The following is a 25,308-nucleotide window of genomic DNA, read 5'->3' as shown; positions in this document are numbered from 1 at the left end:
TGCGTACGAAATTCGGCGCAGTCTAATCAGGCGGCGGTCACCTTACAATGCCCCGCCTGCGGACGACCGATGCCATGATAGAGATATCCCAGTGTAGTTAGTTCCGACGGATCGTAAATATTGCGTCCATCGAACAGCACCGGCATGCGCATCAGGCCCCGTACACGCACGAAATCGGGCTGGCGAAACTGCTTCCATTCGGTCAGCAACACCAGCGCATCTGCCCCTTCGACACAGGCATAAGGGTCTTCGCCCAGGCGCAATTGGCCGCTGGCCAGGGCCTGCGGATAGCGGGCCGCGACCCCGGCGATGGCCGCAGGATCGCACGCCTGGACCCTCGCTCCGGCAGCCAGCAGGGCGTCGAGCAGCACCAAGCTCGGCGCTTCACGCAGATCATCGGTCCCTGGCTTAAAGGCCAGCCCCCACAGCGCGACCTGCCGCCCGCGTAAAAAACCGCCAAAATGCTGGTAAAGCGCTGCGAAAAGCACGGTTTTCTGCTCGGCATTACGCGCCTGCACCGCCTTCAGGATCGCCGGCTCGAACCCCTGTTGCTCAGCGCAATGCACCAGCGCACGGACATCCTTGGGAAAGCACGAGCCGCCATAGCCACAGCCGGCGTAGATGAAATGGCTACCAATGCGCTGGTCACTGCCGATGCCATGGCGCACCTGCTCGATATCCACCCCCAGGTGCCCGCACAACATCGCCAGTTCGTTGACGAAGGAAATCTTGGTGGCGAGAAAAGCGTTGGCCGCATACTTGGTGAATTCGGCGGCGCGCGGGGTCATCAAAAGGATACGCTCGCGGTTGCGCACGAACGGCGCGTACAGCCGCTGCAGGCATTGCCCGGCTTGCTCGCTGTCGCGCCCGATGATGATCCGGTCGGGACGCAGGAAGTCCTCGATGGCGCTGCCCTCCTTGAGAAACTCGGGGTTGCTCGCCACCTCCACGGTAAAACGCACACCGCGCTCGCGCAGGCCAATTGCAACCTGCCGGGCCACGCGCTCGGCAGTGCCCACCGGCACCGTCGACTTGTTCACCACCAGGCAGGCACGAAGCAGGTGCCGCCCGAGGCTGTCGGCTACAGCCAACACATGTTGCAGGTCGGCCGAGCCGTCTTCCTGACTGGGCGTACCGACCGCGATGAACACCACCTCAGCCTTGGCCAGGGCCTGGCGCCACTGGTCGGTGAAAGCCAATTGGCCGCTGTGCAGGCCCTCCTGCAGCAGGCTTTGCAGGCCCGGTTCGTAGATTGGGCACTGACCCTGGCGCAACTGTGCCAGACGTGCCTGGTCATGCTCCAGGCACACCACGCGGTTGCCCATTTCGGCGAAACAGGCCGCCGTCACCAGCCCCACGTACCCTGCCCCGATGACACACAGTTCCATGGCCACGCTCCTGAATTCACGATGCGGCCATTGCACCGGGCGCGAGTTGCAGGGCGGTGACAGCTATGCGGCGAACACATGACAGCCGGCATTACGCCGCCTCACTCACGCTCCTGCAATCGATTCGTGACTTCAAATCAAAGGACCTTGGCCCCACGCAGGCTTAATCAACCTGAACCAAACCCGCACACTGCCGGCCATATACCCGAACCCATGGCACACGGGCCAGGGTTCGCAGCCCTCTTCACTGGTCAGGAGTATACCCATGAGCATCCCTTCCTTCGGCCTCGGCACCTTCCGCCTCACCGGTCAAACTGTCATCGACTCGGTCAAGGCCGCACTGGCGCTGGGCTACCGTGCCATCGACACGGCACAGATCTACAAGAACGAAGCCGAAGTCGGCCAAGCCATCGCCGAAAGCGGCGTACCGCGCGAGGAACTGTTCATCACCACCAAGATCTGGGTCGACAATTATGCCGCCGACAAGCTTGTGCCCAGCCTGCGCGAGAGCCTGGCAAAGCTGCGCACCGATCAGGTCGACTTGCTGCTGATCCACTGGCCGGCCCCCAATAACGGGGTTGAACTGCGCGAATACATGAGCGCGTTGGCCGAAGCGAAAAAGCTCGGTCTGACCCGCCAGATTGGTATTTCCAACTTCAACATCGAGCTGACCCGCCAGGCCATCGAGGTGGTCGGCCAGGGTGAAATCGCCACCAACCAGATCGAGCTGAGCCCGTACCTGCAGAACACCAAGCTGGCCACCTTCCTGAAGGACCAAGGCATCGCCGTCACCTCGTACATGACCCTGGCCTACGGCAAGGTGCTCAAGGACCCGGTCCTGGCTCAGATCGCCGCCAAGCACAAGGCCACGGTTGCCCAAGTGGCACTGGCCTGGGCCCTGCAATTGGGCTATGCGGTGATCCCGTCATCGACCCAACGCGAAAACCTGGCCAGCAACCTGCTCGCCCAGAGCCTGCGTCTGGATGCCGACGACATGGCACGTATCGAAGGTTTGGAACGCAACGGCCGTGAAGTCAGCCCGGATAACCTGGCGCCGGTCTGGGACTGAACCACTTCGCCAGTATGGGCCTGGCGGCAGCAAACGTTTCGCCCGCCAGCCCTGTTCGCGCGCCCCCATGATATTTTCATCGCGGAGTTTTAGATGAACGCGCTTCACCCCAAACGTGTCCTGTTAGCCCTGGCCATCGGCGCCTTTGGCATCGGCACCACTGAGTTCACCCCCATGGGCCTGCTGCCGGTGATCGCCGAAGGCGTTGGTGCGAGCATCCCCAGCGCCGGCATGCTGATCACCGCCTACGCCATCGGCGTGATGGTCGGCGCGCCGATCATGACCCTGCTGTTCAGCCGTTTTGGCAAGCGCGCCGCGCTGATGCTGCTGATGAGTATCTTCACCCTCGGCAACCTGCTCTCGGCACTGGCACCGGATTACTACACCCTGCTCGTCTCGCGCATGATCACCAGCCTCAACCACGGCGCCTTTTTCGGCCTGGGTGCAGTGGTGGCCGCCAGCGTGGTGCCCCGCGACAAGCAGGCCAGCGCCGTGGCCACGATGTTCATGGGCCTGACCATCGCCAACATCGGCGGTGTGCCAGCAGCCACCTGGCTCGGCCAGCAGGTGGGCTGGCGCATGGCGTTCGCCGGGACCGCCGTGCTAGGTTTACTGGCCATTGCCGCGCTGTGGTACGCCCTGCCCAAAGGTGAGCGTGGCCAGGTGCCGCATGTACGCAAGGAGCTGGCGGTGATCGCCCGCCCCAGGGTGCTGTTGGCCATGGCTACTACGGTGCTGGGTGCTGGCGCCATGTTCACCCTGTACACCTACGTCGCCCCCGTGCTGGCCGAGCTGACCGGTGCTTCTGCCAGCTTCGTCACCCTCGGCCTAGTGCTGATCGGGGTCGGTTTCACGCTGGGCAATAGCTTGGGCGGTAAGCTGGCGGACTGGTCGCTCGATGGCGCGGCGCGGATCTTCCTCGGCGTACTGGCGGTAATCATGCTGCTGATGCCGCTGGCGCTTGGCAGCCACCTCGGTGCAGCGATCGCCCTGCTGGTGTGGGGCGTGTTCACCTTCGCCGTGGTGCCACCGCTGCAAATGCGGGTGATGACCGCAGCCATCGAAGCACCTGGGCTGGCCTCGTCGATCAATGTCGGCGCATTCAACCTGGGTAATGCCCTGGGCGCAGCCTTAGGCGGTGCAGTGATCAGTCTGGACCTGGGTTACGCAGCCGTGCCGATGGCAGGCGGCATGCTGGCGGCGCTGGGACTGCTGCTGGTGTGGCTGGGCAACCGCGCCAAGCTGGCAGTCAGCGTGCCGTAGCGCCGTCTTGCGCCCAAGCACTCGGGCAAAGTCCGCGGCCCGGCCATGGGGGCGGAGGTAAATAACTACCGCAATATTTGGATGCAATTAGACAGGGTAAAATCTTGTCTACTTGGCTAAGATCGTCGCCAGGCGTGTGCTGCGTGCGCCCGGGAGCTTTCCCGAATACGGAGAACATTCATTTGTTTTCCGTGAGATCCGTCCATGTTGCACGCATGCCTCCTTTCGCTATGGCCCTGCCCTTGCCGTTCTTGTACGGCAAGGCATGTTGCGCTATCCCACTTTTCCTTCTTCTCGCCCTGCGCCATCGTGGCCCGTCACCGTCGGAGCCAGCGCCTTGTCGTGTCCGCCGTTCGTCGCGCCGCGTTGGTTTGGGCGACGCCATGAACGAGGACCCGCGCATGAATGCACCACTGACCTCCCTGCAACAACGCTCCGTGCTGCGCCGCCTGCTCAGCAGCGAAGCCACCGGCGGCGTACTGCTGATGATTACCGCCGCCCTGGCCATCATCCTTGCCAACAGCCCCGCAGCCAGCGCCTACCAGCATTTGCTGCACCTGGCCGTGGGCCCGACGCTGACCGAAAAACTTGGCCCGATGACCGTTCATCTATGGATCAACGACGGCTTGATGGCCGTGTTTTTCCTGCTGGTGGGGCTTGAGATCAAGCGCGAGCTGGTCGATGGACGCCTGGCCAGCTGGGAGCAACGTCGCCTGCCTGCGCTGCCCGCGCTGATGGGCATGGCCACCCCCGCACTGATCTACCTGGCCGTATCGAATGGCCAGCCGGAGTTGGCCAGCGGCTGGGCGATACCCGCCGCCACCGACATCGCCTTCGCGGTCGGCGCCCTGGCGCTGCTCGGCCGGCATGCACCGTTGTCGCTCAAGGTGATGCTGGTCTCGGTGGCGATCATCGACGACATGGGCGCAGTAGCGATCATCGCGTTGTTCTACACCTCATCGATCGACCTAATGGCACTGGCCGGTGCAGGCGCCGTGGTAGGGCTGCTGCTGGCCTTCAACCGCCTGCGGGTAGTCGCGCTGTGGCCGTATCTGCTGGCGATCATGGTCCTGTGGTACTTCACCCTGCTGTCAGGTGTGCACGCAACCATCGCCGGGGTGGTCGGCGCGCTGCTGATTCCCTATCGCCCAGGCACGGGCCAGCCGACCGGTGCCAGCCCCTTACTGCGCCTGGAACACAGCCTCGCGCCGTGGGTGGGGTTCCTGATCGTGCCGGCCTTCGGATTTGTCAACGCGGGTGTGTCGTTTGGCAACCTGAGCCTGGGCGATCTGTTTGCTCCCCTGCCCCTGGCCATCGCTCTGGGCCTGCTGTTGGGCAAGCAGTTGGGGGTATTCGCTGGCGTGCTACTGGCGGTCAAGAGCGGCCTTGCCAGCAAGCCCCAGGGCGCCAGTTGGCTACAGATCTACGGCGTGGCGATGCTGTGTGGCATTGGCTTCACCATGAGCCTGTTCATCGGTGAACTGGCGTTCCCAGGACAGCCGGAGAAGGTCGATGCGGCAAAGATCGGCATCCTCCTGGGTTCGCTGCTCTCGGCGGTGATTGGCTGCCTGATCTTGCGTCTGGCGCCCATGCCCAAGCACTGAATCACGCGTATCCGGGCCCACAGCAGGGTGGGCCCACGCCAAGGCTGACGTTACACCTGAAACCGTCGCACCTGCGCCTGCAAGGCGCTGCCCAACCCAGCCAGCTCCAGGCTAGCGGTACTGGTCTGTTCGCTGGCGGTATGCGCCTGCTCGGTAATGTCACGAACACTCAAGATATTGCGGTTGATGTCCTCGGCCACGGCGCCCTGTTCTTCGGCGGCAGCGGCGATCTGTTGCGTCCGTCCCTGGATACCGCCCATGCTGTCGGTGATATTGTCCAACGCCAACCCTGCATCGCGGGCCAACTGGACACTTTCGCCGGTCAGGCCACGGCTGGTTTCCATACGCTGCACGGCCTCGAGGGTTCCTTGGCGCAACGCCGCGATGAGCTGTTCGATATCCTCGGTGGAGCGCTGCGTCCTCTGCGCCAAGGCGCGGACTTCATCGGCCACCACGGCGAAGCCACGACCCGCCTCGCCCGCACGCGCAGCCTCGATGGCAGCATTCAAGGCCAGCAGGTTAGTCTGCTCAGCCACGGACTTGATCACATCGAGCATGCTGCCGATCCGCCCACTTTCCTGCGCCAGGGTGCCAACGGCGGCACTGGTCAGATCGACTTCGGCAGACAGGTTTTCGATGCGATCAATGGCATTTTTGACGATCTGCGCACCGCTGAGCGCCTCTTGCGTTGCCTGATCGACCGAGCGCGCGGTTTCGACCGCATTACGTGCTACATCCTGCACCGAGGTGGTCATTTCATGCATGGCTGCGGCCACTTGCTCAGTTTCCTTCATTTGCTCGTCGGCCCCTGCACGGGTCTGCTGGGTAATCGCCGACAACTGCTCGGTAGCACTGGCAATTTGCGTTGCTCCATCATCGATATGGCCAACCAGCGCGCGCAAACTGCTGGTCATGCGTTGCAACCCTTCTTCCAACTGCCCTATTTCGTCTTTGCGCAACGTGTGGGGCTGGAGGGTCAGGTCGCCTTCGGCTACACGTTGCACGCGGTTCAACGCAGCATGCAGCGGTGGCACGATCTGACGCGTGATCAGCAGGGCAGCAGCCCCACCCAACAACAGCGCCAGGACAAGGCAGGTGAGCAGTGTCCAGGTCGCATCCCGGGTATCGTCCAAGCGCGACTGCATTTGCTGCTCATACAGTTCCTGGCTAGTACCCAGCAACGCGTCGCCGTGCTTCTGAATGTCGCCAAGCGCCCCCTCGATACGCGTCAGTGCCGCACGATGGGTATCCAGCGAGTCACGATAGGCCTGGATGGATTGCGCCAACTCATCGAGCAACGTTGCACGCGTGCCGTGCAACGCGTCACGCAGCGATTGCAAGCGAGTCAACGTTGCGTTGACTGCATCCATGGCCGCGCTGTACTGCTTGGCACTACCATTGCCAGCATAGGTGTACGCACGCGTTTCAAAGCGCGCATACAAAAACTGCATCTGCAGGTCCTTGATCGCCTTGTAAAGGCTGGTAGCCCCTGAGCCATCATCATTGCCCAGTAGTCCATTAAGCTCATCCAAGCCTTTCAGCGTGCTATCGCCGCTGCTTCGACGCACAGCACGCGACTGCTCGATCTGCTGATAGGTCTGTCCGAGCGCCTCGATACCACCTTGGTAGGCGATGAGGTGCTCGGACATGGCCGCGATGCGCCGGACATTGATTTCATTCTTGAAAAAGCCCTTGAGCGCGTCCAGGGTTTGCCCAATCGCGACAATTTTTTCCTGTAGCGCTCTGGCAGCCTGTTGGTCGCCTTCGCTTTGCACGTACGCCGCACGTTCCAGGCGCAGTTTGGAAAAGTCCTCCATCAACCGGTTGACCACACTCATGCGATCCATCCGGTAAGCCAAATTGTGGATGGCGTTCCAACCTGCCGCAAAGCTCAGTACGCCCATCAGCAACAGTAAACCGAAGCCGATCATCAGCTTCCTGGCAACAGTGAGGTTGGTAAGCCAGATAGACATGTCCGTGCATTCCTTAGCGTTCGGTTACCAGATTGCGATGTCGTAAGTGAGATAGATCCGGTTGCTGTCACGACCGCGCGAGAAGTCCGAGCGATAGACATAGTTGCGCAGCTTCACCCCTAACCCCTTGAAGGTGCCGCCCTGTACCACGTAGGCCAGCTCGGCATCGCGTTCCCATTCCTTGATTCCCGCTGCGCCGGAGCGACCGTTGTCACCACTGAGGTAGCGCGTCATGAAGGTCAGCCCCGGCACCCCGGCAGCAGCGAAGTTGTAGGCATAGCTGGCCATCCAGGTCTTCTCTTCCTCCTCGATGAACTTGCCAATGCCAACGTTGCTGAACGAATAGACCGTTGCCCCACTGATGTACGGCAGCCCGGCTTCACCATTAAGTACTTGGTAACCGGCGCCGACGGTATGCCCGGAATGGGCGTACGAGAGTTGGCCGCTGAACATGTCGTTGTCGATACCACCGGCATACGCCGTACCGCTGTCGCGGCTGCGGAAATAACGCAGGTCAGTGGTCAGCACGCCGCCGCCCAGCGGCAGGTCATGCACCAGCCCGGCGAAGTCCTGACGGTAGAAGTGCTCCAGCTGGCCATGGAAATAGCTCAGACGCAGCTGCTTGCTGACCGCGTAATCAGCACCGGCGAAGCTGAAATCGCCAGACTCTGGGCCGCCATAACCGTCCAGGTACAACCCCGTGCTATTAGATGAGTCACGCTGCTTGAAGCGATCCAGGTGTCCGGCGGTCAGGGTGAGGTTGTCAATGTCGGTACTGGTCAGCTGAGTGCCCTGGTAGGTCTGCGGCAGCAAACGTGCGTCGTTGTAGACCAGTACTGGAGTCTTGGGCAGCAAGGTGCCGTGCTTGACCACGGTGCTGCCCAGGCGGGCTTTGGCGGTAACCCCGGCACTGGCGAACTCATCCGCCGCACGGCCATCGTCGTGCACCGGCAACAAGCCCGTGCCACTGCGCCCACGGCCCGAGTCGAGCTTGACGCCCACCAGGCCCATGGCGTCGACGCCCAGGCCCAGGGTGCCTTGGGTGAAGCCGGACTGGTAGTCGAGCAGGAACCCCTGAGCCCACTCCACGCGCTCGCTCTTGGCATTGGCCGCAGCGCGTGCGCTCATGCCCTGTTCGTCGCGGAAGTTCTCATTGAAGTACACGTTGCGCAGCTGCAGCTTGAGTTTGCTGTCTTCGATGAAACCGGCAGCGCCAGCGACAGGCAGCCAGCTGCACAGCAGGCCACAGGTGGCCCCACGGAAAAGCGTTGGGTACATGATTGATTGCTCTAATTGTTGTTCTTAGATAAGTGCTGTTTTTAGGTACATTGGTTGGGCGCCATGCGGCGCCCGGGACATTCAGACCATGAAGGACACGGCACCGGTCAGCAGTGCGAGCGCCGTAATCACCAGGGAGGTGAGCACCGCCCATTTCACGGTGGCCTTCTGGAAATCGCCGATATCGCGGTCGACCATCCCCACCAGGAGCAGGGTCGAGGCCACCAGCGGGCTCATCAGGTGGACCGGCTGGCCAAGCACCGAGGCACGGGCAATCTCGATCGGATCGATACCGTAGGCTGCGGCGGCGTTCGCCAGGATCGGCACCACGCCGAAGTAGTAGGCATCGTTGGACAGCACGAAGGTCAGCGGCATGCTGGTCAACGCCACCACCAGCGGGAACCAGTGGCTCCACGCCTGCGGAATCCAGCTCACCAGGGTCTGGGCCATGGCATCGACCATCTTGGTGCCGGAGAAGATACCGGCGAAGATACCGGCGGCGAACACCAGCAGCACCACGGTCATGGCGTTACCCGAGTGGGCCAGGATGCGCTCTTTCTGCACGTCCAGCTGCGGATAGTTGATCATCAGTGCGATGACGAAGCCGATCATGAACAGGATTGCCGCGTGCATCACACCCAGCACCAGCGCAGTCATGACGGCCACCACCAGGGCCAGGTTCACGTAGGCCATGCGCGGGCGCTTGTAAGGAGCGTCACCGAGGATTTCCTTGATGTAGCAGTTGCCGCCACCGGACTCCAACACCACATTGCCGATGCGCCGACGCTCAGCGCGACCGAGCAGGTAGGCAGTGAACACCACCCACACGGCACCGCCGATCACCGTCGGCAACATAGGGATGAAGTACTCGGTGGCATCCAGGCCGAGCGCCGCGATCGCACGGGTCGCCGGGCCACCCCAGGGGCTCATGCCACTCATGATGCTCAATGACAGCATCGACACCGTGGCGAGGATCATAGGGTTCATGCCGATGCGCTTGTACAACGGTAGCATCGCCGCGCACGTGATCATGTAGGTGGTGGTGCCGTCACCGTCCAGGGCTACCAGCAGCGACAGCAGCGCGGTGCCGATGGCGATCTTGATCGGGTCGCCGTTGACGCGCTTGAGGATCTTGCGGATCAGCGGGTCGAACAGACCGGCGTCGATCATCAGGCCGAAGAACAGAATGGCGAACAACAGCAGCGCCGCAGAGGGCGCGACCATCTTCAGGCCATCGAGCATCATCTTGCCAAGTTCCGGGGCGAAGCCACCGATGAGTGCAAAGACGATAGGCACCGCGGTGAGCGCGACGATCGGGGAAAGGCGTTTACTCATGATCAGGTAGGTGAAGGTCACCACCATGACCAGGCCCAGGAGTGCGAGCATGTTTAGATTCTCTTGTTTTTATTGTGCCTGGCCGCCCAACAGGCAGGCGGCCCCTGCCCCACCCGGCATCGCGTAATGCCAGGTAGGAGTTTATGTCACTGTGAGGTGTAAGGTCGGTCAGCCGTGGCGTGGCGGCTCGGCAGACCAGTCGGCCGGTGCGGCGTGGTTTTGCACCACGTCGGTGTCTTGCGCAGAGGCCACTGCCGGCGCACCGTCGAGGCGACGCAACAAGGTGTCGCGCTCACAGGCCCCTTCGGACAGCGAGATCACCACGGTGGCTACAGCATTACTCGCAAGGCTGGTCAGCGCACGGGCTTCGGACATGAAGCGGTCGATGCCGATCAGCAAGGCCAGGCCCGCCAGCGGAATGTCATGGATCACCGTCAGGGTCGAGGCCAAGGCCACGAAGCCACTGCCAGTGACACCAGCGGCGCCTTTCGAGGAGAGCAGCATGATCGCCAGCATGGTGACCATCTGGCCGAGACTCAGGTCGATGTTGCAGGCCTGGGCGATGAAGATCGCGGCCAACGACAGGTAGATCGCCGTACCGTCGAGGTTGAACGAATAACCGGTCGGCAACACCAGGCCTACCACGCCTTTCTTGCAGCCGAGCTTCTCCAGCTTCTCCAGCATGCGCGGCAGCACAGGCTCGGTGGAGGACGTACCGAGCACCACCAGGAACTCCTCGCGGAAGTAGCGCAGCAGTTTCCACAGGCTGAACCCGTAGGCGCGGCAGAGACCGCCCAGCACCACCAGTACGAAGAATGCGCAGGCGATGTACAGCGTACCGACCAACTTGGCCAGCGCGCCGAGGGAGGTCACGCCGTATTGCCCGACGGTGAACGCCAGCGCGCCGAAGGCACCGATGGGCGCAAAGCGCATCAGGTAGCCGAAGATGCGGAACACCATAGTCGAGGCCGACTCGAGCACGCTCAGCACCGGCTTGCCCTTCTCACCCATCGAAGACAGCGCGAAACCGCTGAGTACCGCGATGAACAGCACCGGCAGCACTTCACCCTTGTTGAAGGCACCGATGAAGGTGTCCGGGATGATGTGCATGAAGAAATCCACCACGCTCAGCTGCGCCGCGGAAGCCGCGTACTGGCTCAGTCCGGCGGTGCTCAGGGTGGCCGGGTCGATGTTCATGCCCACCCCTGGACGGAACAGATGTACCGCCACCAAACCGATCACCAGGCTGATCACAGTCAGCACCAGGAACAGCAGCAAGGTCTTGCTCATCAAGCGCCCGAGCGAACGCTTGTCGGTCATACCGGCGATGCCCGTGACGATGGTGCAGAAAACCACCGGGGCGATCATCATCTTGATCAGCTTGATGAAAGCATCGCCCAGCGGCTTGAGCGCAACGGCCTGTTGCGCCCAGAAGTGGCCGACCAATACGCCTAGCAGGACGGCGCAGAGGATCTGGAAGTACAGTGATTTAGCGAGTCTCATGGCATCACCCATTGTTGAAATTGTGCGGATGCGCTTGTTGCTTTACGGCAACGCAGGTTGGATGAAGGCCTGAGCCTATCCGGCCAGCCTGCGCAAGGTTGGTGCATAGACGAACCCGGCAAACAGCCGGCGCGCGGTGCGCACCACGGACGCCTGTAGGGTCTTGCCCTCGGCACCCGTGCGCGAGAGCGCAACGTCGATACCCCCACTGGGGTGTTCCAGACGCACCTGGTCCAGGTGCTGCGCGCCGTCGCCGAGCATCTGCGCGGCCACGGTGCCGGGGCTGACGCAGGCAGTCGCCAGGCCCACGGCTCCGGTGATCGCCAGCGCACGGTGGCAGCTGTGCGGCATGAAGTAGCGTACCTGCACGGTACCGTCGTAGCGCGGCGGCGACACCAGTACCGGCTTGGGAATCACCATACCGCTGACATCACCCAGGCCCATGGCCTTGCCGGCCTTCAGGCGCAGGGCTTCCAGGCGCTGCAGCAGCTCGCTGTTGGCATCCAGCTCGGCTGGGCTTTCGGCACCGGTCACTCCCATGTCACGGGCTTGTACGATCATCATCGGCATGGCCATGTCGATGCAGGTCACCGCTACGCCATCGATCACATCCTGGGCTTGGCCGGTGGGGAACAACTTGCCGGTCTTGCTACCGACCGCATCGAGGAATGTCAGGTGTACCGGGGCGGCAGTCCCCGGAACGCCGTCGATCGCCGTGCGGCCTTCGTAGCGGACGATCCCACCGGGGGTCTCGACCAACGAGTTGACGAAGGTGTTGGTGTTGAGGTTGCGAATACGCACCAGGGTCTTGCCGTCCTGCGGCTTGACCAGGCCCTGCTCGATGGCGAACGGGCCGACGGCGCACAGCATGTTGCCGCAATTGGGGGCAGTGTCGACACGACGCTGGGCGACCATGACCTGCACGAACAGGTAATCGACGTCGGCGTCGGCATGCAACGAAGGGCTAATGATCGCGACCTTGCTCGTCTGCGGGCTACCACCACCAATACCGTCGATCTCCAGCTCGTGGCCGGAACCCATCAGGTTGATCAGCAGTTCGTCGCGCTCGACCACATTGGCAGGCAGGTCCCAAGCGTGGAAAAACGGTCCCTTGGAGGTACCGCCACGCATGAGCACGCAGGGAATTCGTTGCATGTTATCGCACTCTTGTTGATCAATGGACATCATTGATGTTGTGAGCAAAAGAGTGACAGGGATGGATAAATCAATCCAATGCAAATATCGTAGCCATTCTTGCGAAATACAAAATAATAAATAGCCACCCGAGGAGAGCACAGCGTCATGGAATATGAGCTCCAAGATATCCGATCGTTCGTGAAAATCGCCGAACTTGGCAGTTTTCACGAGGCTGCCGAGGCCCTGCACCTGTCCCAGCCTGCCCTCAGCAGGCGGATCAAGAAACTCGAGGAAGGCCTGGGTATCTCGCTGCTCGAGCGCACCACGCGTCGGGTCAGCCTGACCAGCGTCGGACGGGACTTCCTGCCCAAGGCCAGACGCCTGTTGGACGACTTCGAGGATTCGATCCTGAGCATCCGCGAACTGGCCGAGCGCCAGACCGGCCAGGTCACCCTCGCCTGCATTCCAACGGCGGCGTTCTACTTCCTGCCCTCGGTGATTCGCGACTACAACGCGCAGTACCCGAAAATTCGCATTCGCCTGCTCGACCTCAGCGCCAACGACGGCCTCGAAGCGGTGCTGCGCGGCGAGGCCGACTTTGGCATCAACATGATGAGCGGCCAGCATCCCGACATCGAGTTCGTCTCGTTGGTGCAGGAACATTTCGTGCTGGCCTGCCGTCGAGACCATGACTTGGCCAACCGCGCATCGGTGACCTGGGCGGAACTGGCCGACTACCGACTGATCGGGGTCGGCCGGCTCAGCGGCAACCGCATGCTGCTCGACCATGCGTTGTCCGGCCTGGGCCTGCGACCGAAATGGTTCTACGAAGTGCAGCACTTGTCCACGTCGCTGGGCATGGTCGAGGCAGGGCTGGGCGTGTCGGCGATGCCAAGCCTGGCGATGCCCAGCGCCGACCACCCCACTTTGGTCAGCGTGCCGCTGTGCGAACCGGAGGTTACCCGTACACTGGGCCTGGTCTATCGCCGGGGCGCCTCGCTGTCGCCCGCCGCCGAGAAGTTCGTGTCGATCCTGCTGGAGCAATGGCCCAACCGCTGAACGGCGCCAGCACGCAGGGTCGCGTCGCGAGCCGTGCATGGGTCAGTCCCCACCCAGGCCGTGAGGATCTGGCCGGCGCTTTTCGATAGTGAACTTCAGCAGCGCGGCACTGCGGAAAAGGCCATGGGCGAACTTGCCATAGGGCAAGGTCACGAACAGGGCCATCACGGTGCCCAGGTGCACGGCTAGCAAGATCGCCATCGCCGCACTGTCACGCAGCGCCAGCAGTGCCAGCCCCGTGGCGCTGACCAACAGCAAGAGCAGGATGAACGCCCGGTCCATCGGGCGCTGCGCGACGTCGCCGTGCTCAGGCGCGCGGCGCAGGTTCAACGCCAGCAGACCCGCAGGCCCGACGATCAAGCCAATACCGCCCAGGGTACCCAGAAGCACCGGCACGCTGGTCATTGGGTAAGGTGCCGGCAGCCCGAGCAGGTAGTGGTAACCGGTGGCAACCACGGTGGCGGCAAAGCACAGCATGAAGCCGTAGAAGGTCAGGTGGTGATAGCGCCGGCGCCATAGCGTGTAGCGATCATCGGCATTGTTGCAGCCCTGGCCATGGCCGCCATCGAGATACTTGAGCGTAAGCACCGCGCTGGCCGCTTCGCTCAGCGCACCACTGGCCGGTTGTCGCGCCTGGCCAGGCGAGACGCTGCGCCAGAAGCGCCGCAACGCCATGACCAACGCTACCCCGGCCGCACTGAACACACCACCGAACAGAAGCGCCAGGGTGTTATGCGGGAACACCGCGTAGAAGTCACCGGCCAGACGCCCCGGCAGCAAAGTGCCGTTAACCTGCAAGGCGAGCAGCAGGAACAGCGACAGTGCGATTGCCAACGCCACGGCGACGAACGTGCCATTGCGCCGGTAGAGCAGCCCGAAACGCGCCGGCCAGGCGTACTCGGTGTAGGTCTGCGCACGCACCTTGGCCATGGCCTGCGGCACGTTCACGGCGAACGCATGCGGTGCGGCGTACTGGCAGGCATGCAGGCAGGCTCCACAGTTGTGGCAGAGGTTGGCCAGGTAGTGAATGTCGGCCTTGGCAAAGTCGAGCCGGCGGGTCATCGCCGGGAACACTGCACAGAATCCCTCGCAATAACGGCAAGCGTTGCAGATGCGCATCTGCCGGTCCACCTCCTGCTCGTGCAGGTCAAGGAGCGGGATCAGTTCAGCCTGGGCTGGGACGGGATCGAACGTATGGGGTTCAGGCATTTGCACAGTCATGCTGGGCCTCCAGAGGGTTGACAGAATGGCCAGCGGCAGCTGCCGCCTGAGTGCCGGCGATGCGCCCAAACGCGGTCCCGATGGACATGCCGACACCGGCTGTGTAGCCCTTGCCCAGCACATTGCCGGCCATCATCTCGCCGGCGACGAACAGATTGGGGCTGGGGCGCCCACCGAAATGCACGGCAGCCGTAGCGTCGGTGCGTAAGCCGAGATAGGTGAAGGTCACCCCTGGGCGCAGTGGGTAGCCGAAGAACGGCGGTGTGTCGATTGGCAAGGCCCAGTGGCTCTTGATCGGCTGCACGCCCTCGGTGCGGCAATCGTCCAAACGGGTGTGGTCGAACGTGCCGGGACGACATGCCGCATTGTAGGCGCGCAGGCTGTCGAGAAACGCAGGCACCGGCAGCCCGAGGGCAACCGCCAGGGACTCCAGGTTGTCGGCGCGAGTACCGGGAAACACTGGCGGCATGAAACGCCCGAGGGCCTTGCGGTCGATGATCGAGAAACCCACCTGACCAGGTTGCTGGGCCACCAGGCGCCCCCAGATGGCATAGCGCTTGGGCCAGAAGTCCTCCCCTTCGTCGTAGAAACGCTGGCCGTCACGGTTGACCACCACACCCAGCGACACGCAGTCGATACGGGTGCAGATGCCGCCGTCATAGAGCGGCGCACGGGCATCGATGGCGACCATGTGGGCCTGGGTTGGATCGCCGATCGTGTCGGCGCCCAGCTCGATCATCCGGCGTAGCAGCGCGCCGTCGTTGAAGCGCGTGCCGCGCACCAGGAAGTTATCGGCCGGCCATTCGCCGCGCGCGTTCTGCCCCCAGGCCTCGCGCAGCCATTGGCGGTTGGACTCGAAGCCGCCGGCCGCCAACACACAACTGCGTGCCTCGATGCGCTCGACGGGTACGTGCCGTCCGTTGACGTCACGGGCCGCCAGGTGGGCCGCGATGAAGCGCCCATCGCGCAGTTCCACGTCAGCTACCGGGCTGTCGTAGCGCACCTGCACGCCGAGCCGCTCGGCACTGCGGTAGTAGGCATTGACCAAGGCCTTGCCGCCGCCCATGAAGAACGCGTTGGTCCGCGCGGTGTGCAACGCACCGGACAACGAAGGCTGGAAATGCACGCCATGTCGGCGCATCCAACCGCGGCAGTCGCCAGAGGCACGAATCACCAGGCGCGCCAGGGCCTCGTTGGTCTGGCCATCGGTGACTTTGAGCAGGTCCTGCCAGAACTCTTCTTCGGGATAAGCGTCCACCAGCACATCCTGTGGGGCATCGTGCATGCACCTAAGGTTGCGCGTATGTTGGGAGTTGCCGCCTCGCCAGGCGCGGGGTGCGGCTTCCACCAGCATTACGCTGGCGCCGGCCTCGCGCGCCATCAGCGCAGCGCACAGGGCAGCGTTGCCGCCGCCGATGACAAGCACATCGATCATGTCGCCTCCAGGAAGCGAGAAGCCTGGGTTGGGCGGCTTCTCGCAAAGCCCGGAATTTAGGGCTTCGCGTACCCTGGGCGAAACGCGCTCACTGGGGGGAGGTCTTCAGTTTTTCTAAAGGCTGGGTTGCGTGCAGGCACTCACAGCAAGCGCGCGCCCGGCCAGCGCTCTTGCTGCACCAGTTCGCGGGACACTTCATGCAGCACGATCCGCGTAGCCAGCGCAGCAGGCGAAAGTTCATCATCGGCCAGGCTTACCACCAGGTTGCGCCGCTGCGCTTGCGGATCGTCGATCGAAAATACCCGCAAGCCTGCCTGCGTAGCCCGAGCCACCGTGGCGCCGGGTTGAATCGTCGCGGCGTGGCCAGCACTGACGCACTCCATGAGCAGCGACAAGCCGTCCACCTCCATGACGATAGTCGCGTCCAATCCAACGCGCTCCAGAATCGCCCTCAACGTGGCGCGCAGACCATGCTGGGCGCTGGGCATCACCAACGGCAGCGAGGCGATCTGCTGCAACGTCAGCGACGGCCCCCAGTCGGCCTTGACCAGCGCGAGTGGCACCAGCGCGAACAAACGCTCCTCCAGCAGCGGCCGCACATCCAGACGCATGCCGGCCTCCTGCTGAAACAACACAGCCACATCCAGATGCCGCGTATTGAGCTGATTCACCAGGTAGCCGGACAGCATCTCGACCAAATGAAGACGGATATCCGGGTAACGCTCGCGCATCCTGGCAATCAGCGCCAAGCCCAGCACCGAAGCCGTAGTCGGTGCCATGCCGACACTGGCGTACCCGCTCATACGCCCACTGCGCGCGGCCAGTACGGCGTAATCGGCCTGGCGCAGCGTCAAACGCGCATGGTATTCGAATGCCAAGCCTGCTGCGGTAGGCGTGACGCCAACGCTTGAGCGTGTCAGCAAACGGGTACTCAACTCACATTCGAGCTTCGTCAGTTGCTGGCTCAACGCAGAGACTCCAACGCCCGTTTCGAGCGCAGCCCTGCCGAGGCTGCCGCATTCCAGCACACTCAGAAAATAACGTAGCTGGCGTAGCTCCATCGAAGCCCCCTCCCATTCAGCAATGTCGACGGCTTAACCGGAGTCACAGCAGCTTGCTTGGCCCTGCCGAGCGCTCCGTTAGCCAAGCCTTTTACTTTATCTGAAGTGCTGCTCATGAGGGGTCTCCCTCCACGGGCATCGGCGACACCTGGATGGCGATCAGGCGCGCAGAGATCGTCCACCCTCGCAAGTGCCTATGAAAAACCACCACATGCACATGAGCGACGCTGGCTGAGCGTTAGAAAAAGCTTCGCTGCGCCTTCAACATCAGCATGCTCTCGCAGTAGTTGTTCATGCCTGCATACACGACACAACCGGCGCCTTGCAGGTCGGAACTGCTGTAGATGAGGTCCAGGTCGACCCCCAGCCAAGGGCGAGACAGCGCCACCGACCAATCATTGAAATGATCCACTTGGCTGCCATCGCCGATCGTGAAAGGCGTGCCCAGGCGGTGGTGAGCGACCTTCAGCGTCAGGTCCATTTCGAACAACGGAAGGCGGCCCACATCGACGAATAACGTCCCCGTGCGGTTGTCTGGATCGTTTCTCCAGGCACCTGCGAAGCGACTGTCCAACGTCGAAAAACCACCATACAGGGCATAGCTTTCACTGTTGGAAAGGTTTGGCTGACTGTAATGAATAAGCCCGGCCTCGAAGCCCAGGCTTTCATCGAATCGGCGCTTGTAGCCGAAATAACTGTCGAGTTTGAGAGTCGAGTTGGGTGAAAGACCCAGGCTGGGTGCGAACTGCCCCATGTACAAACCGCTGGAGTGACTGACATCCACGCCGCCATGGAATGCGCCGACGGCGCTGGGCGAAATCAACCCCTGTGCCATCGAGCGGGAGCCTTGGGTACTGAGCTTGAAGGCAAAATCACCCAATTGACGTTGAATCTGCTTGGCGGACACCGGCGCACAGAACAGCAAGGCCGCCGTCAGCATTAGCAGGTGTCTGACCATGTGCACAATCCTGGTAAACCCGCTCTGGAACGAGAAGCATAACGGCATCGATTGACGAGGAAAACCCTACGCCATCAACGCTACCCGTGGTTGGGTGAGTTGCAGGCGTGATGCCATTACTCTGCGGTAGGTAGCGACCCCGCGCATGCGCCTGACGACAAGACACCTTGCTGCCACCAAAGCACGCTGGACCACCTGGCAACGATCTCGCGCTGGCGACCCATTGCAATTGGGCAAGTAGATCGCCACATCTGGCACCACTACCACCTGTGTCGGATAGGCCTGCCCGGTAAAGCACGCCATACTCACGACTTTCCAAGTCAGCCATGTGTGGGCTGCTGCTGGGCACGTTGGGGCTCGTCTCCGGCAATCATGTATTCGGCACCGGATATGAAGAAACGCGTGCCTTGCTGGAGGGTCAGCCAATCACGGACCAAAGCTTTCTGCTGTGGAAGTTTCTGGCCAGTGTCGTTTCTTATCTCTCCGGGATTCCGGGCGGTCTCTTTTCGCCCTCTCTGAGCATCGGTGCTGCCTTTGCGCCTGTGTTGAGCGTGCTACCCGATGTTGATCCTCAAGCATGCGCATTACTCGGAATGGGCGCGTACCTGGCCGGTGTTACACGCTCGCCGCTGACCGCCTCGGTCATCGTGCTTGAGCTTACACACAGCCCGGATCTGGCCATTCCCATGCTGGCCGCAACACTCATGGCAGCAGCCATCTCGGGATGGGTGTCTCCGGTCTCTCTTTACCATGCCTTGGCCAAGCAGATTATCGACAAGCTTCATACTCCAGCGCCGTCCGTTTCCAGAGTTGACGCTATCGACAAATGAATCACTCGACACTACCAGCCCTGGCGGCGCTCAGTTGAAGCTCAAGCGGTCTTTGTGGTGGCTTTCGCCGGAACGAAAAAAGAGCCTTTTGGCTAATGCAGGCCAGTTAAGCCAATGGGGCCGCTTTGCGGCCCTTTCGCGGCACAAGGCCGCTCAAAGTCCGCGTGAGCACTCTGAATGCCGGCTTGCACGGTCTTGGAACGGCCCAAACTACTGCAACGAAGGATTAACTGACAGGCATTAGCCTTTCGGCTTTTCATAGATTTACATGACAGGTGCGCCCGTCTGCCCGGCCTGAACCATCCTGGATGGCTGTTGCAGCAACCCGCGTGGCAAGCGGAAGCCTTTGAACGGTTGTTGGGTAATGGGATTGAAAGCCTTCTGCGCGCTCAGCCGGTAGCGCATCACGCCATCACCGGTCCTGAAGCTCAAGTCCACACTGGTCGCCGTCCGCCCATTGAGCGAACCACGACTGAGCAGGCGGAACATGGACCAGGGGCCTCGATACTCCAGGCTGCTGCTATTGCCGCTCTGCCTGAGCAGCGTCAGGTTGCTACGCACATGCTGCCCAAGCGTATTGGGCCAGATGACACCGGTGATCTGACTCGTGCCATGGGTGTAGGAAATCAACTGACCGTCCAGATCCAGCAAACTCGTGCGCTGGTTCGCACTCAGCCCTAACGGCTCGATACTGAACTGCACACTCAAGTTGCCGCGCTGATCGAAGAACGTTTCGCGAATGCGGTCCGCCAGCTCCAACTGCTCGATCACATCGCTACGGATCAGGGACTGCCCCTGCTGGCCGGTTTGCAGGGCTTCGAGGTTGTCCTTCAGGAACACCTTCAGATATTGCTCATTGAACTGCTGCAGCCGGCCCTTCGGCCCGAAGAACGCCTCGAAGTCATCCAGCGACGCGTCCGGCGCCCTGGCCACGAAGGGGTATCGGCCTGCCAGGCGCTGCTGAAAGAAACTATACACCTCAGCATCCCAGCGCCGCTCCAACTCGCGCAGTGCTTCAACATTCAATACCTGCGCCGTTTGATCAGCCACCTTTCGCACCTGGCGGTTGATAGGTTCAGGCAAGCCGGTCGATACCCGTTGCAAGGTGCCGATGGGGTCATGCCCAGTCATCGAGAAACGCTGATGCACGGCCTGCAGTGCTGCCCTGCCTCGGTCCGGGCTGTCCTGCACCGCCTTGGCATAGTCGTGTACGGCTGTGAGAGCAACCAGGGTTTCATCGTAGTAGCTAGGCTTCTCTGCGGCTCCCTGCAGCATCGCACTCAGCCCGGCAAAGGCCCTTTGAATAGTCCACGCCTGCTGATGCTCAGGCTTACTACTTATCGGCAGCACTGTCTTGGTCTGATCTGTTACCTCAACAACGCCGGCCGCTGAGAGCGAAGTGTTCTCCCGGACCGTGTCGAGCAATCGATGCAGCGGCGCCGCAGGCCCCGTCAACTGCTGCAGGATCGCGACACCATGGTCCAGGTCACGGAAGTCTGCCACGCTGAACGCGTTGAGGGCACGGCGCCAACTGTCAATGTAATCGGCGCTGTATAAGTTGCGTAGCCGTTCGCTCAACACCTCCCGGTCGGCATCCGAATAATCGAGCTGACTACGCTCGCCCAGCGCCCATTGGTCGATCATCGCCAAATCGGCGAAGCTCTGACTGCGTGGTTCGAAGTACTCCTTGAAACCTTTGGCAGTGAGCATCGGCGCTAACAGCACATCATCGCCCTGCCTGGCGCTCATGGACGGCTGATACACCACGTCGAAGGCCGGCCCAACCTGATGACGCAAGTCCAGCCCGGTGTGCAACTGCTCCGCCGCCTGTTGTTTGAGGCCAACGTAAACCCGCTCGGGTAGCGGCACCTTGCGCAACGCGTCCTGCACTGCGGCGACACGTTGGCTGTACTGCGGCAGGTCGGTATCGGCGTAGGTCAAGGCGTACTTGAGGTGCCGCATGAGGTCGCGCTGCAGTTGCCCCTGGCCCGGGAATTTCTGCTGCCATTGTCGGGCCATCCACGCTTCGACCCATTCGGCGCGGCGGTTGTGGCGGTCTTCCAGCATGCGGTAAACCCTGAGGGCAGCCATTTGCTGCTCACTGCCCGGGGGCGCAGCATCCATGGCATCGATCACTCCACTGGCCAAGGCCGGCAGGAACCGCCTGGAGAGCAAGCTGAGATATGCCTCATCGACACGCGGGCCGATAGCGCGCCCCTGATACAGGCCAAAATCGGAAACACCCGGCCATGCAGAGCGATAATCGCCAAATACCGATACCGCATCACGAATCTGGTCCAGCGGCTCCAGCAGATTGCGTCCGGTAGGATCCAGGCGCTGATCAACCTCGTGATGGCTGTATTCCCGGCTTTTGGCAAGCACGTTGGTGGCTTTGGCGCCATTGATATCGAAGAAGCGCTGCCAACTGGCGATGGCAACACAAAAAGCCAGTATGCCCACCCCAGAGCCGACCCATAGGAGTTGACGCTTGCTGCGCGCCACCTTGATGTTGTCCCCGGCAAGTCCGGCTTCCTTATAGATGACCCGCCCGAAAGCATGCTGGATGAAGTACGGTAGCGCCTTGCCTTGTACCTTGCCCTCGAGCAAAGGGAGCTTCGTCTTGTAGGGCTGCGCGGCCTCGCGCACGAACGCATTGAACATCTCACCTTGCTGGATGACCGAGGACCAGTACACACCGCGTACCAAGGCCGGCGTGGTGTAGCGATCACTGGCCAGCGCTTCTTTCAGGAATCCCAGCAATATTGGGCGCAAGCCGATCAACTGCGCATGCAATGAGAACAAGCGCGCGCGCTGGGCAGCGCTGTCCAGCGCATCGAGCCGATCCACCACCTGCTCAAACAGCTGGCTGATCAACTGCTCGTAGTGGTCGCCATACTCCTCCAGCCAAGCGTCGAATGTGCCTATCGCATCCAGCTTGAACGTGAAACCGAGCATTCTTTCCCGCATGGCGACGGAAAGACCGGCATAGAGTTGGTCGAATCCGTCCAACAGGTCGAACTTGGTCAGCACCACGTACAGCGGCATGCGGGTCTTGTGGTCGGGCAGGTCGTAGGGCGGTAACTGGTCGCCGCAATAGGTGCGCCCTGTGATCATCGGCTGGTCAGGGTCGCCATTGACGTACTGGATGATCACGTCCTGGCCGATGCGCGGGATGGCCATCGATCCCCAGCTACCACCTGCCCAGCCTTGGGATACCCGCACCCAGCAGGAGCTGAACTCGTTGTTATTGCTCTCCCGGTCCCAGGGGAAGCTGACTTTGACCCGTCCCCATTCGTCGCAATAAATCTCCTCACCAGGCGGTCCGACGACGGTGGCCATGTGAGGGCCGTCGACGCGGGGCTTTGCCAGCGGAGCAGGGCGCCATTCGGTTCTGCCGGGAACGAGCTGAGCGGTTTGCTCGTAGCGCGTGCTCTGGTCGGCGCCGGAGGCTTCTTCCTGCAAGCTGGTGAACTGGCTGCCTTTGTGAACGACACTGTTCACGCGCCAATGAACATTCAGGTCGTCACGTGGGTGGCCTGTGAGCGTGAAGCTGAGGCCAGGCTGCAGCCTGACGTCATCTCCTTGCACTTCTGCGATGCGCGCATCATGGCGCAGGGCAGTGATAAGGTTTTCAGTGAACGGCTTGCCCGCGGCATCGCGCTTGTAGCGGCCGGGGTAATCGAAGCGCTCGTAGTCACTGGACTGGTGTTCCAGGAAGGGGCCTGAAGCACGGTGTTCCTGGCGATACGCCGGATGGGTGAAGGTGTAGTCGCGCTGGACCTGACGAGAGGTTCGTACCTGCTCGCTATAGCGCAAGCGCCGAAGGCAAGCTGTGGCCTGATCGCCACCACTGTTGGATTGATATAAGACCGTGTTGGGGTCGATAGCGTCTTCGCCTTCGAAGCAATTCTCGTCATCGTTTTTGGTCTTGAGCACGCCATGGCTGATCAGCCCAAGGGATAGCAATTGATCCGTGATGATCAACTTATGCCGTTTTTCGCTGTGCTCGAAGCGATAGACGAAGCCCTCTTCAGCCGCCAAGCGGGCGATGAAGTCGAGGTCAGTCTCGCCCGCTTGCACACAGAACTCGCGCACCTGATGGTCCATGCTTGCGCGAAGCTCATATTGATCGATGCCCTGACGCTTGACCATCAAGAGCCAGACGCACAAGGGCGATGGCTTCAACGAGCTGCGGTTCGAGGACGAGCTGGATCGTCAGGAAGTGTTTATCCACCAACCTCAACGAGTCGCCCCAGGCCCGTCTTCGCGAGCTGCACGCACTGGTCCAAATCAAGGAATCCACCCATGACTGACGCCGCCGTCGACAGCGCCACAGCCGGCCCTGCCTGCAGCCCGCGCGTGCCCATCCTGCCGGTGCGCTATGCCATCGTGCCGCGTACCGGCGATGCCCCTGCCTGCCGCTACGCAGACGCAGGCTTCAATCTCGAACACGGCTTCGCCCCACTGCTGCACTCGTCCTACACCCTGCGCGCACTGCGCCCAGGCTACATCTACGTGTTCATGAAAGGTCCTCAGGGCGAAAAGCTGGTCATTCATGAGTACGACGGCGAAGGACGCTATCAGGAGCTGCGCTATCAAGGGCTCGAAGGCTATCACCTGCGCCAACGCTACCTGTCCAGCCAGAGCATGGGCTGGGTATGGGCCGATACCTGCCAGGACACAGCCAAGGAAGTGTGGATCGGCTACAGCCCTCACCTTTGGACCAACGCCACGACTGCCCGCATCACCGCTTCGGCAGCCCTGCGCAAACGGCACATGCGCAAGCTGGACATGGCCGAGCTGATTGCCGGTAACCAAGCACCCTCCACCCAGCCCCATGTCCTGCCGCTCAGCGCCCTGCAAAATTGGGTCGAAGACTACAAACCGGCAAGCCGGCGGATGTCCCTGACCTGGAGCAGCCACGCGTCCACCGGCATCTTGTCCGTCGGCAGACTCAACGCCATTGCCCGGGATTACCCCAGCACCCAGCCGAAAATACCGGTGGTAGTGGCGCTGGCCGATGCTGAAGGGATAGCCCTGGACCTGAGCCTGTCGGTCTCGGCCTATCAGCACCAACTGCGCGATCTGATGGGCGGTGGTGCGAACGCCGGAATGCTGTGGTTCAACGTGATCTCGCTGAAGACGGCTTACAACAGCCTGCAAAAAAGCAGTGCGCCGGAATATACGTTGGGGTTTGCGGCGTCGATTTTCGGTGTAATTGGAGCGGCCGCGGCGACATTGGTCAGCGTGCGGGCTACGCAGAAGGCCGTGATGCTGAGATTGAGTTCGACGGCACCGGGGATGGGGTTTGGTAATGGCGTGGTCAAGTTCCTGAGCAGTAATCTTTTTGCGCGATTGGCAGGCTATCCTGCAATAATTTTTGGCTTTTCCTCGGACGCCTTTAAAGCTTGGCGCCAAAACGAAAACGGAAACTCAGCTGCCGCCGCATACACATTCACGGGCGGGGTAACCACGGCCATTGGTTCTGCGGTCATTCTTGAGGCCGGGCTTGCAATAGCAGGGCCCACGGTATTCGTCCCCTTCGCCGGGTGGGCCGCAGCAGCATTGGTGCTCGCGGGAGCAGCGATCCTTGCTGGGGGCCTGTATCTTCACGCCAAAGCACATGAGCGCCTTCACAGTCCGATTGAGCTATGGACAGCACGTAGCATCTTTGGCAATCGCATCAATGATGGAGAGATTCGTTCTGAAATCATTCTGGATCATTACAAAAAACTTCCTCCATTTCACTCCTTGCACGCAGAAATCAAAGCTTGGCATGATGAGCACTATAGGCCAAGACTATTATCAGCCAAGGAAGCGCAATCACTTGGCGTAACTAATGTCGATACTCAATGGCACCAACACACTCACTGGAATCAGCCAAATTGGTCAGCTATAAAATATAAGTATGCGATCACGTCTGAAACCACGGCTGAGTTCACAGTACTGCTGCCGGGCTTCGCTATAGGCGCCAGCCAATGGTCAGGAGGTTCGAGCAGCCTTCGTGACGATGGAGGAATCGACGTATTTCCAATCAATCCTGCTGCCTACGTTGTAGACGCCGGCTTGATCCTTCATATAAAGCTCACGCTGCACCACCAAAACCATGTCTCACTTCATCTCGCCTACAGCTCCAACCGAGGACTTACCGAAGGTGCTGAGATTCATTCTAACTTTCATCTAGAGCGCTGATC

The 25,308-nt window shown here is 61.5% G+C and carries 17 protein-coding genes and 1 pseudogene; 7 read left to right on the top strand and 11 right to left on the bottom strand.

Translation table 11 applies throughout. The features are described from left to right. Positions 1–26: 26 nt before the first annotated feature. Positions 27–1,388 (bottom strand): UDP-glucose dehydrogenase family protein, encoded by a 1,362-nt coding sequence (locus ACNFIC_RS00385; protein WP_416779225.1) that lies wholly within the window; start codon positions 1,386–1,388, stop codon positions 27–29. Positions 1,389–1,653: 265 nt separating this feature from the next. On the opposite strand from ACNFIC_RS00385, the gene dkgB reads away from it, so the two are divergent. The 3 genes from dkgB (at position 1,654) to nhaA (ending at position 5,324) form a co-directional block, all read left to right on the top strand. Continuing rightward, a complete protein-coding gene (dkgB, locus tag ACNFIC_RS00380; RefSeq protein WP_416779223.1) occupies positions 1,654–2,457 on the top strand; it encodes a 2,5-didehydrogluconate reductase DkgB in 804 nt (267 codons plus the stop codon). Between the two features lie 93 nt (positions 2,458–2,550). After that, on the top strand, positions 2,551–3,720 hold the full coding sequence (locus ACNFIC_RS00375; protein WP_138217263.1) for an MFS transporter: 1,170 nt from the start codon (positions 2,551–2,553) through the stop codon (positions 3,718–3,720). Positions 3,721–4,121: 401 nt separating this feature from the next. After that, entirely contained in the window at positions 4,122–5,324 is a 1,203-nt protein-coding gene (gene nhaA, locus ACNFIC_RS00370) for a Na+/H+ antiporter NhaA (RefSeq protein WP_416779222.1), read from the top strand. Positions 5,325–5,374: 50 nt separating this feature from the next. Here nhaA and ACNFIC_RS00365 read toward each other — a convergent pair whose 3' ends face one another. From ACNFIC_RS00365 to ACNFIC_RS00345, 5 genes are all read right to left on the bottom strand, one after another. Next, entirely contained in the window at positions 5,375–7,297 is a 1,923-nt protein-coding gene (locus tag ACNFIC_RS00365) for a methyl-accepting chemotaxis protein (RefSeq protein WP_416779221.1), read from the bottom strand. Between the two features lie 24 nt (positions 7,298–7,321). Then, positions 7,322–8,575 carry an OprD family porin gene (locus ACNFIC_RS00360; protein WP_138217260.1) on the bottom strand — a complete coding sequence of 418 codons (1,254 nt, stop codon included), beginning with the start codon at positions 8,573–8,575 and terminating at the stop codon, positions 7,322–7,324. A gap of 81 nt (positions 8,576–8,656) precedes the next feature. After that, on the bottom strand, positions 8,657–9,961 hold the full coding sequence (locus ACNFIC_RS00355) for a CitMHS family transporter (RefSeq protein WP_138217259.1): 1,305 nt from the start codon (positions 9,959–9,961) through the stop codon (positions 8,657–8,659). A 117-nt stretch (positions 9,962–10,078) separates the two neighbouring features. Further along, on the bottom strand, positions 10,079–11,413 hold the full coding sequence (gene dctA / locus ACNFIC_RS00350; RefSeq protein WP_138217258.1) for a C4-dicarboxylate transporter DctA: 1,335 nt from the start codon (positions 11,411–11,413) through the stop codon (positions 10,079–10,081). A 75-nt stretch (positions 11,414–11,488) separates the two neighbouring features. Continuing rightward, positions 11,489–12,568 carry a 4-oxalomesaconate tautomerase gene (locus tag ACNFIC_RS00345; protein WP_138217257.1) on the bottom strand — a complete coding sequence of 360 codons (1,080 nt, stop codon included), beginning with the start codon at positions 12,566–12,568 and terminating at the stop codon, positions 11,489–11,491. 147 nt (positions 12,569–12,715) lie between these two features. Here ACNFIC_RS00345 and ACNFIC_RS00340 point away from each other — a divergent pair, with 147 nt between their 5' ends. Beyond that, entirely contained in the window at positions 12,716–13,609 is an 894-nt protein-coding gene (locus tag ACNFIC_RS00340; RefSeq protein WP_138217256.1) for a LysR family transcriptional regulator, read from the top strand. Positions 13,610–13,651: 42 nt separating this feature from the next. On the opposite strand, the gene tcuB is transcribed toward ACNFIC_RS00340, so the two are convergent. From tcuB to ACNFIC_RS00320, 4 genes are all read right to left on the bottom strand, one after another. Then, a complete protein-coding gene (gene tcuB / locus ACNFIC_RS00335; RefSeq protein ID WP_138217255.1) occupies positions 13,652–14,830 on the bottom strand; it encodes a tricarballylate utilization 4Fe-4S protein TcuB in 1,179 nt (392 codons plus the stop codon). Next, positions 14,811–16,265, bottom strand: coding sequence for an FAD-dependent tricarballylate dehydrogenase TcuA (gene tcuA, locus ACNFIC_RS00330; protein WP_138217254.1), 1,455 nt, complete (start codon positions 16,263–16,265; stop codon positions 14,811–14,813). Before tcuA ends, tcuB begins: the two co-directional genes overlap by 20 nt. A 140-nt stretch (positions 16,266–16,405) precedes the next feature. Then, positions 16,406–17,326 (bottom strand): LysR substrate-binding domain-containing protein, encoded by a 921-nt coding sequence (locus ACNFIC_RS00325; RefSeq protein WP_416779217.1) that lies wholly within the window; start codon positions 17,324–17,326, stop codon positions 16,406–16,408. 238 nt (positions 17,327–17,564) lie between these two features. After that, complete coding sequence (locus ACNFIC_RS00320; RefSeq protein WP_138218142.1) at positions 17,565–18,284, bottom strand: TorF family putative porin; 720 nt, start codon at positions 18,282–18,284, stop codon at positions 17,565–17,567. Positions 18,285–18,601: 317 nt separating this feature from the next. Between ACNFIC_RS00320 and ACNFIC_RS00315 the strand changes: the two are divergent. Further along, positions 18,602–19,114 (top strand): annotated as a pseudogene (locus ACNFIC_RS00315) (chloride channel protein); the annotation flags it as partial. A gap of 264 nt (positions 19,115–19,378) precedes the next feature. On the opposite strand, the gene tssM reads toward ACNFIC_RS00315, so the two are convergent. Next, positions 19,379–23,266, bottom strand: coding sequence for a type VI secretion system membrane subunit TssM (tssM, locus tag ACNFIC_RS00310; protein ID WP_416779214.1), 3,888 nt, complete (start codon positions 23,264–23,266; stop codon positions 19,379–19,381). On the opposite strand from tssM, the gene ACNFIC_RS00305 reads away from it, so the two are divergent. Next, positions 23,259–23,423, top strand: coding sequence for a bacteriophage T4 gp5 trimerisation domain-containing protein (locus ACNFIC_RS00305; protein ID WP_416779213.1), 165 nt, complete (start codon positions 23,259–23,261; stop codon positions 23,421–23,423). The genes tssM and ACNFIC_RS00305 overlap by 8 nt on opposite strands. Continuing rightward, positions 23,420–25,306, top strand: a complete 1,887-nt coding sequence (locus ACNFIC_RS00300; protein WP_416779211.1) for a T6SS effector BTH_I2691 family protein — start codon at positions 23,420–23,422, stop codon at positions 25,304–25,306. Before ACNFIC_RS00305 ends, ACNFIC_RS00300 begins: the two co-directional genes overlap by 4 nt. Positions 25,307–25,308: the final 2 nt, after the last annotated feature.

Origin of the sequence: Pseudomonas sp. NY15463, from assembly GCF_048068415.1 — a bacterium.
Lineage (GTDB): Bacteria > Pseudomonadota > Gammaproteobacteria > Pseudomonadales > Pseudomonadaceae > Aquipseudomonas > Aquipseudomonas mosselii_C.
This window is presented reverse-complemented; position numbering and strand designations above follow the sequence as displayed.

Coding starts and splice junctions, on each gene's coding strand:
- ACNFIC_RS00325 (WP_416779217.1), bottom strand. CDS start 17,326: ATGGAGCTACGCCAGCTACGTTATTTTCTGAGTGTGCTGGAATGCGGC.
- tcuA (WP_138217254.1), bottom strand. CDS start 16,265: ATGATCGATGTGCTTGTCATCGGCGGCGGCAACGCTGCCCTGTGCGCT.
- ACNFIC_RS00300 (WP_416779211.1), top strand. CDS start 23,420: ATGACTGACGCCGCCGTCGACAGCGCCACAGCCGGCCCTGCCTGCAGC.
- ACNFIC_RS00355 (WP_138217259.1), bottom strand. CDS start 9,961: ATGCTCGCACTCCTGGGCCTGGTCATGGTGGTGACCTTCACCTACCTG.
- ACNFIC_RS00385 (WP_416779225.1), bottom strand. CDS start 1,388: ATGGAACTGTGTGTCATCGGGGCAGGGTACGTGGGGCTGGTGACGGCG.
- tcuB (WP_138217255.1), bottom strand. CDS start 14,830: ATGACTGTGCAAATGCCTGAACCCCATACGTTCGATCCCGTCCCAGCC.
- nhaA (WP_416779222.1), top strand. CDS start 4,122: ATGAATGCACCACTGACCTCCCTGCAACAACGCTCCGTGCTGCGCCGC.
- dctA (WP_138217258.1), bottom strand. CDS start 11,413: ATGAGACTCGCTAAATCACTGTACTTCCAGATCCTCTGCGCCGTCCTG.
- ACNFIC_RS00360 (WP_138217260.1), bottom strand. CDS start 8,575: ATGTACCCAACGCTTTTCCGTGGGGCCACCTGTGGCCTGCTGTGCAGC.
- ACNFIC_RS00375 (WP_138217263.1), top strand. CDS start 2,551: ATGAACGCGCTTCACCCCAAACGTGTCCTGTTAGCCCTGGCCATCGGC.
- ACNFIC_RS00365 (WP_416779221.1), bottom strand. CDS start 7,297: ATGTCTATCTGGCTTACCAACCTCACTGTTGCCAGGAAGCTGATGATC.
- tssM (WP_416779214.1), bottom strand. CDS start 23,266: ATGGTCAAGCGTCAGGGCATCGATCAATATGAGCTTCGCGCAAGCATG.
- ACNFIC_RS00345 (WP_138217257.1), bottom strand. CDS start 12,568: ATGCAACGAATTCCCTGCGTGCTCATGCGTGGCGGTACCTCCAAGGGA.
- ACNFIC_RS00340 (WP_138217256.1), top strand. CDS start 12,716: ATGGAATATGAGCTCCAAGATATCCGATCGTTCGTGAAAATCGCCGAA.
- ACNFIC_RS00320 (WP_138218142.1), bottom strand. CDS start 18,284: ATGGTCAGACACCTGCTAATGCTGACGGCGGCCTTGCTGTTCTGTGCG.
- dkgB (WP_416779223.1), top strand. CDS start 1,654: ATGAGCATCCCTTCCTTCGGCCTCGGCACCTTCCGCCTCACCGGTCAA.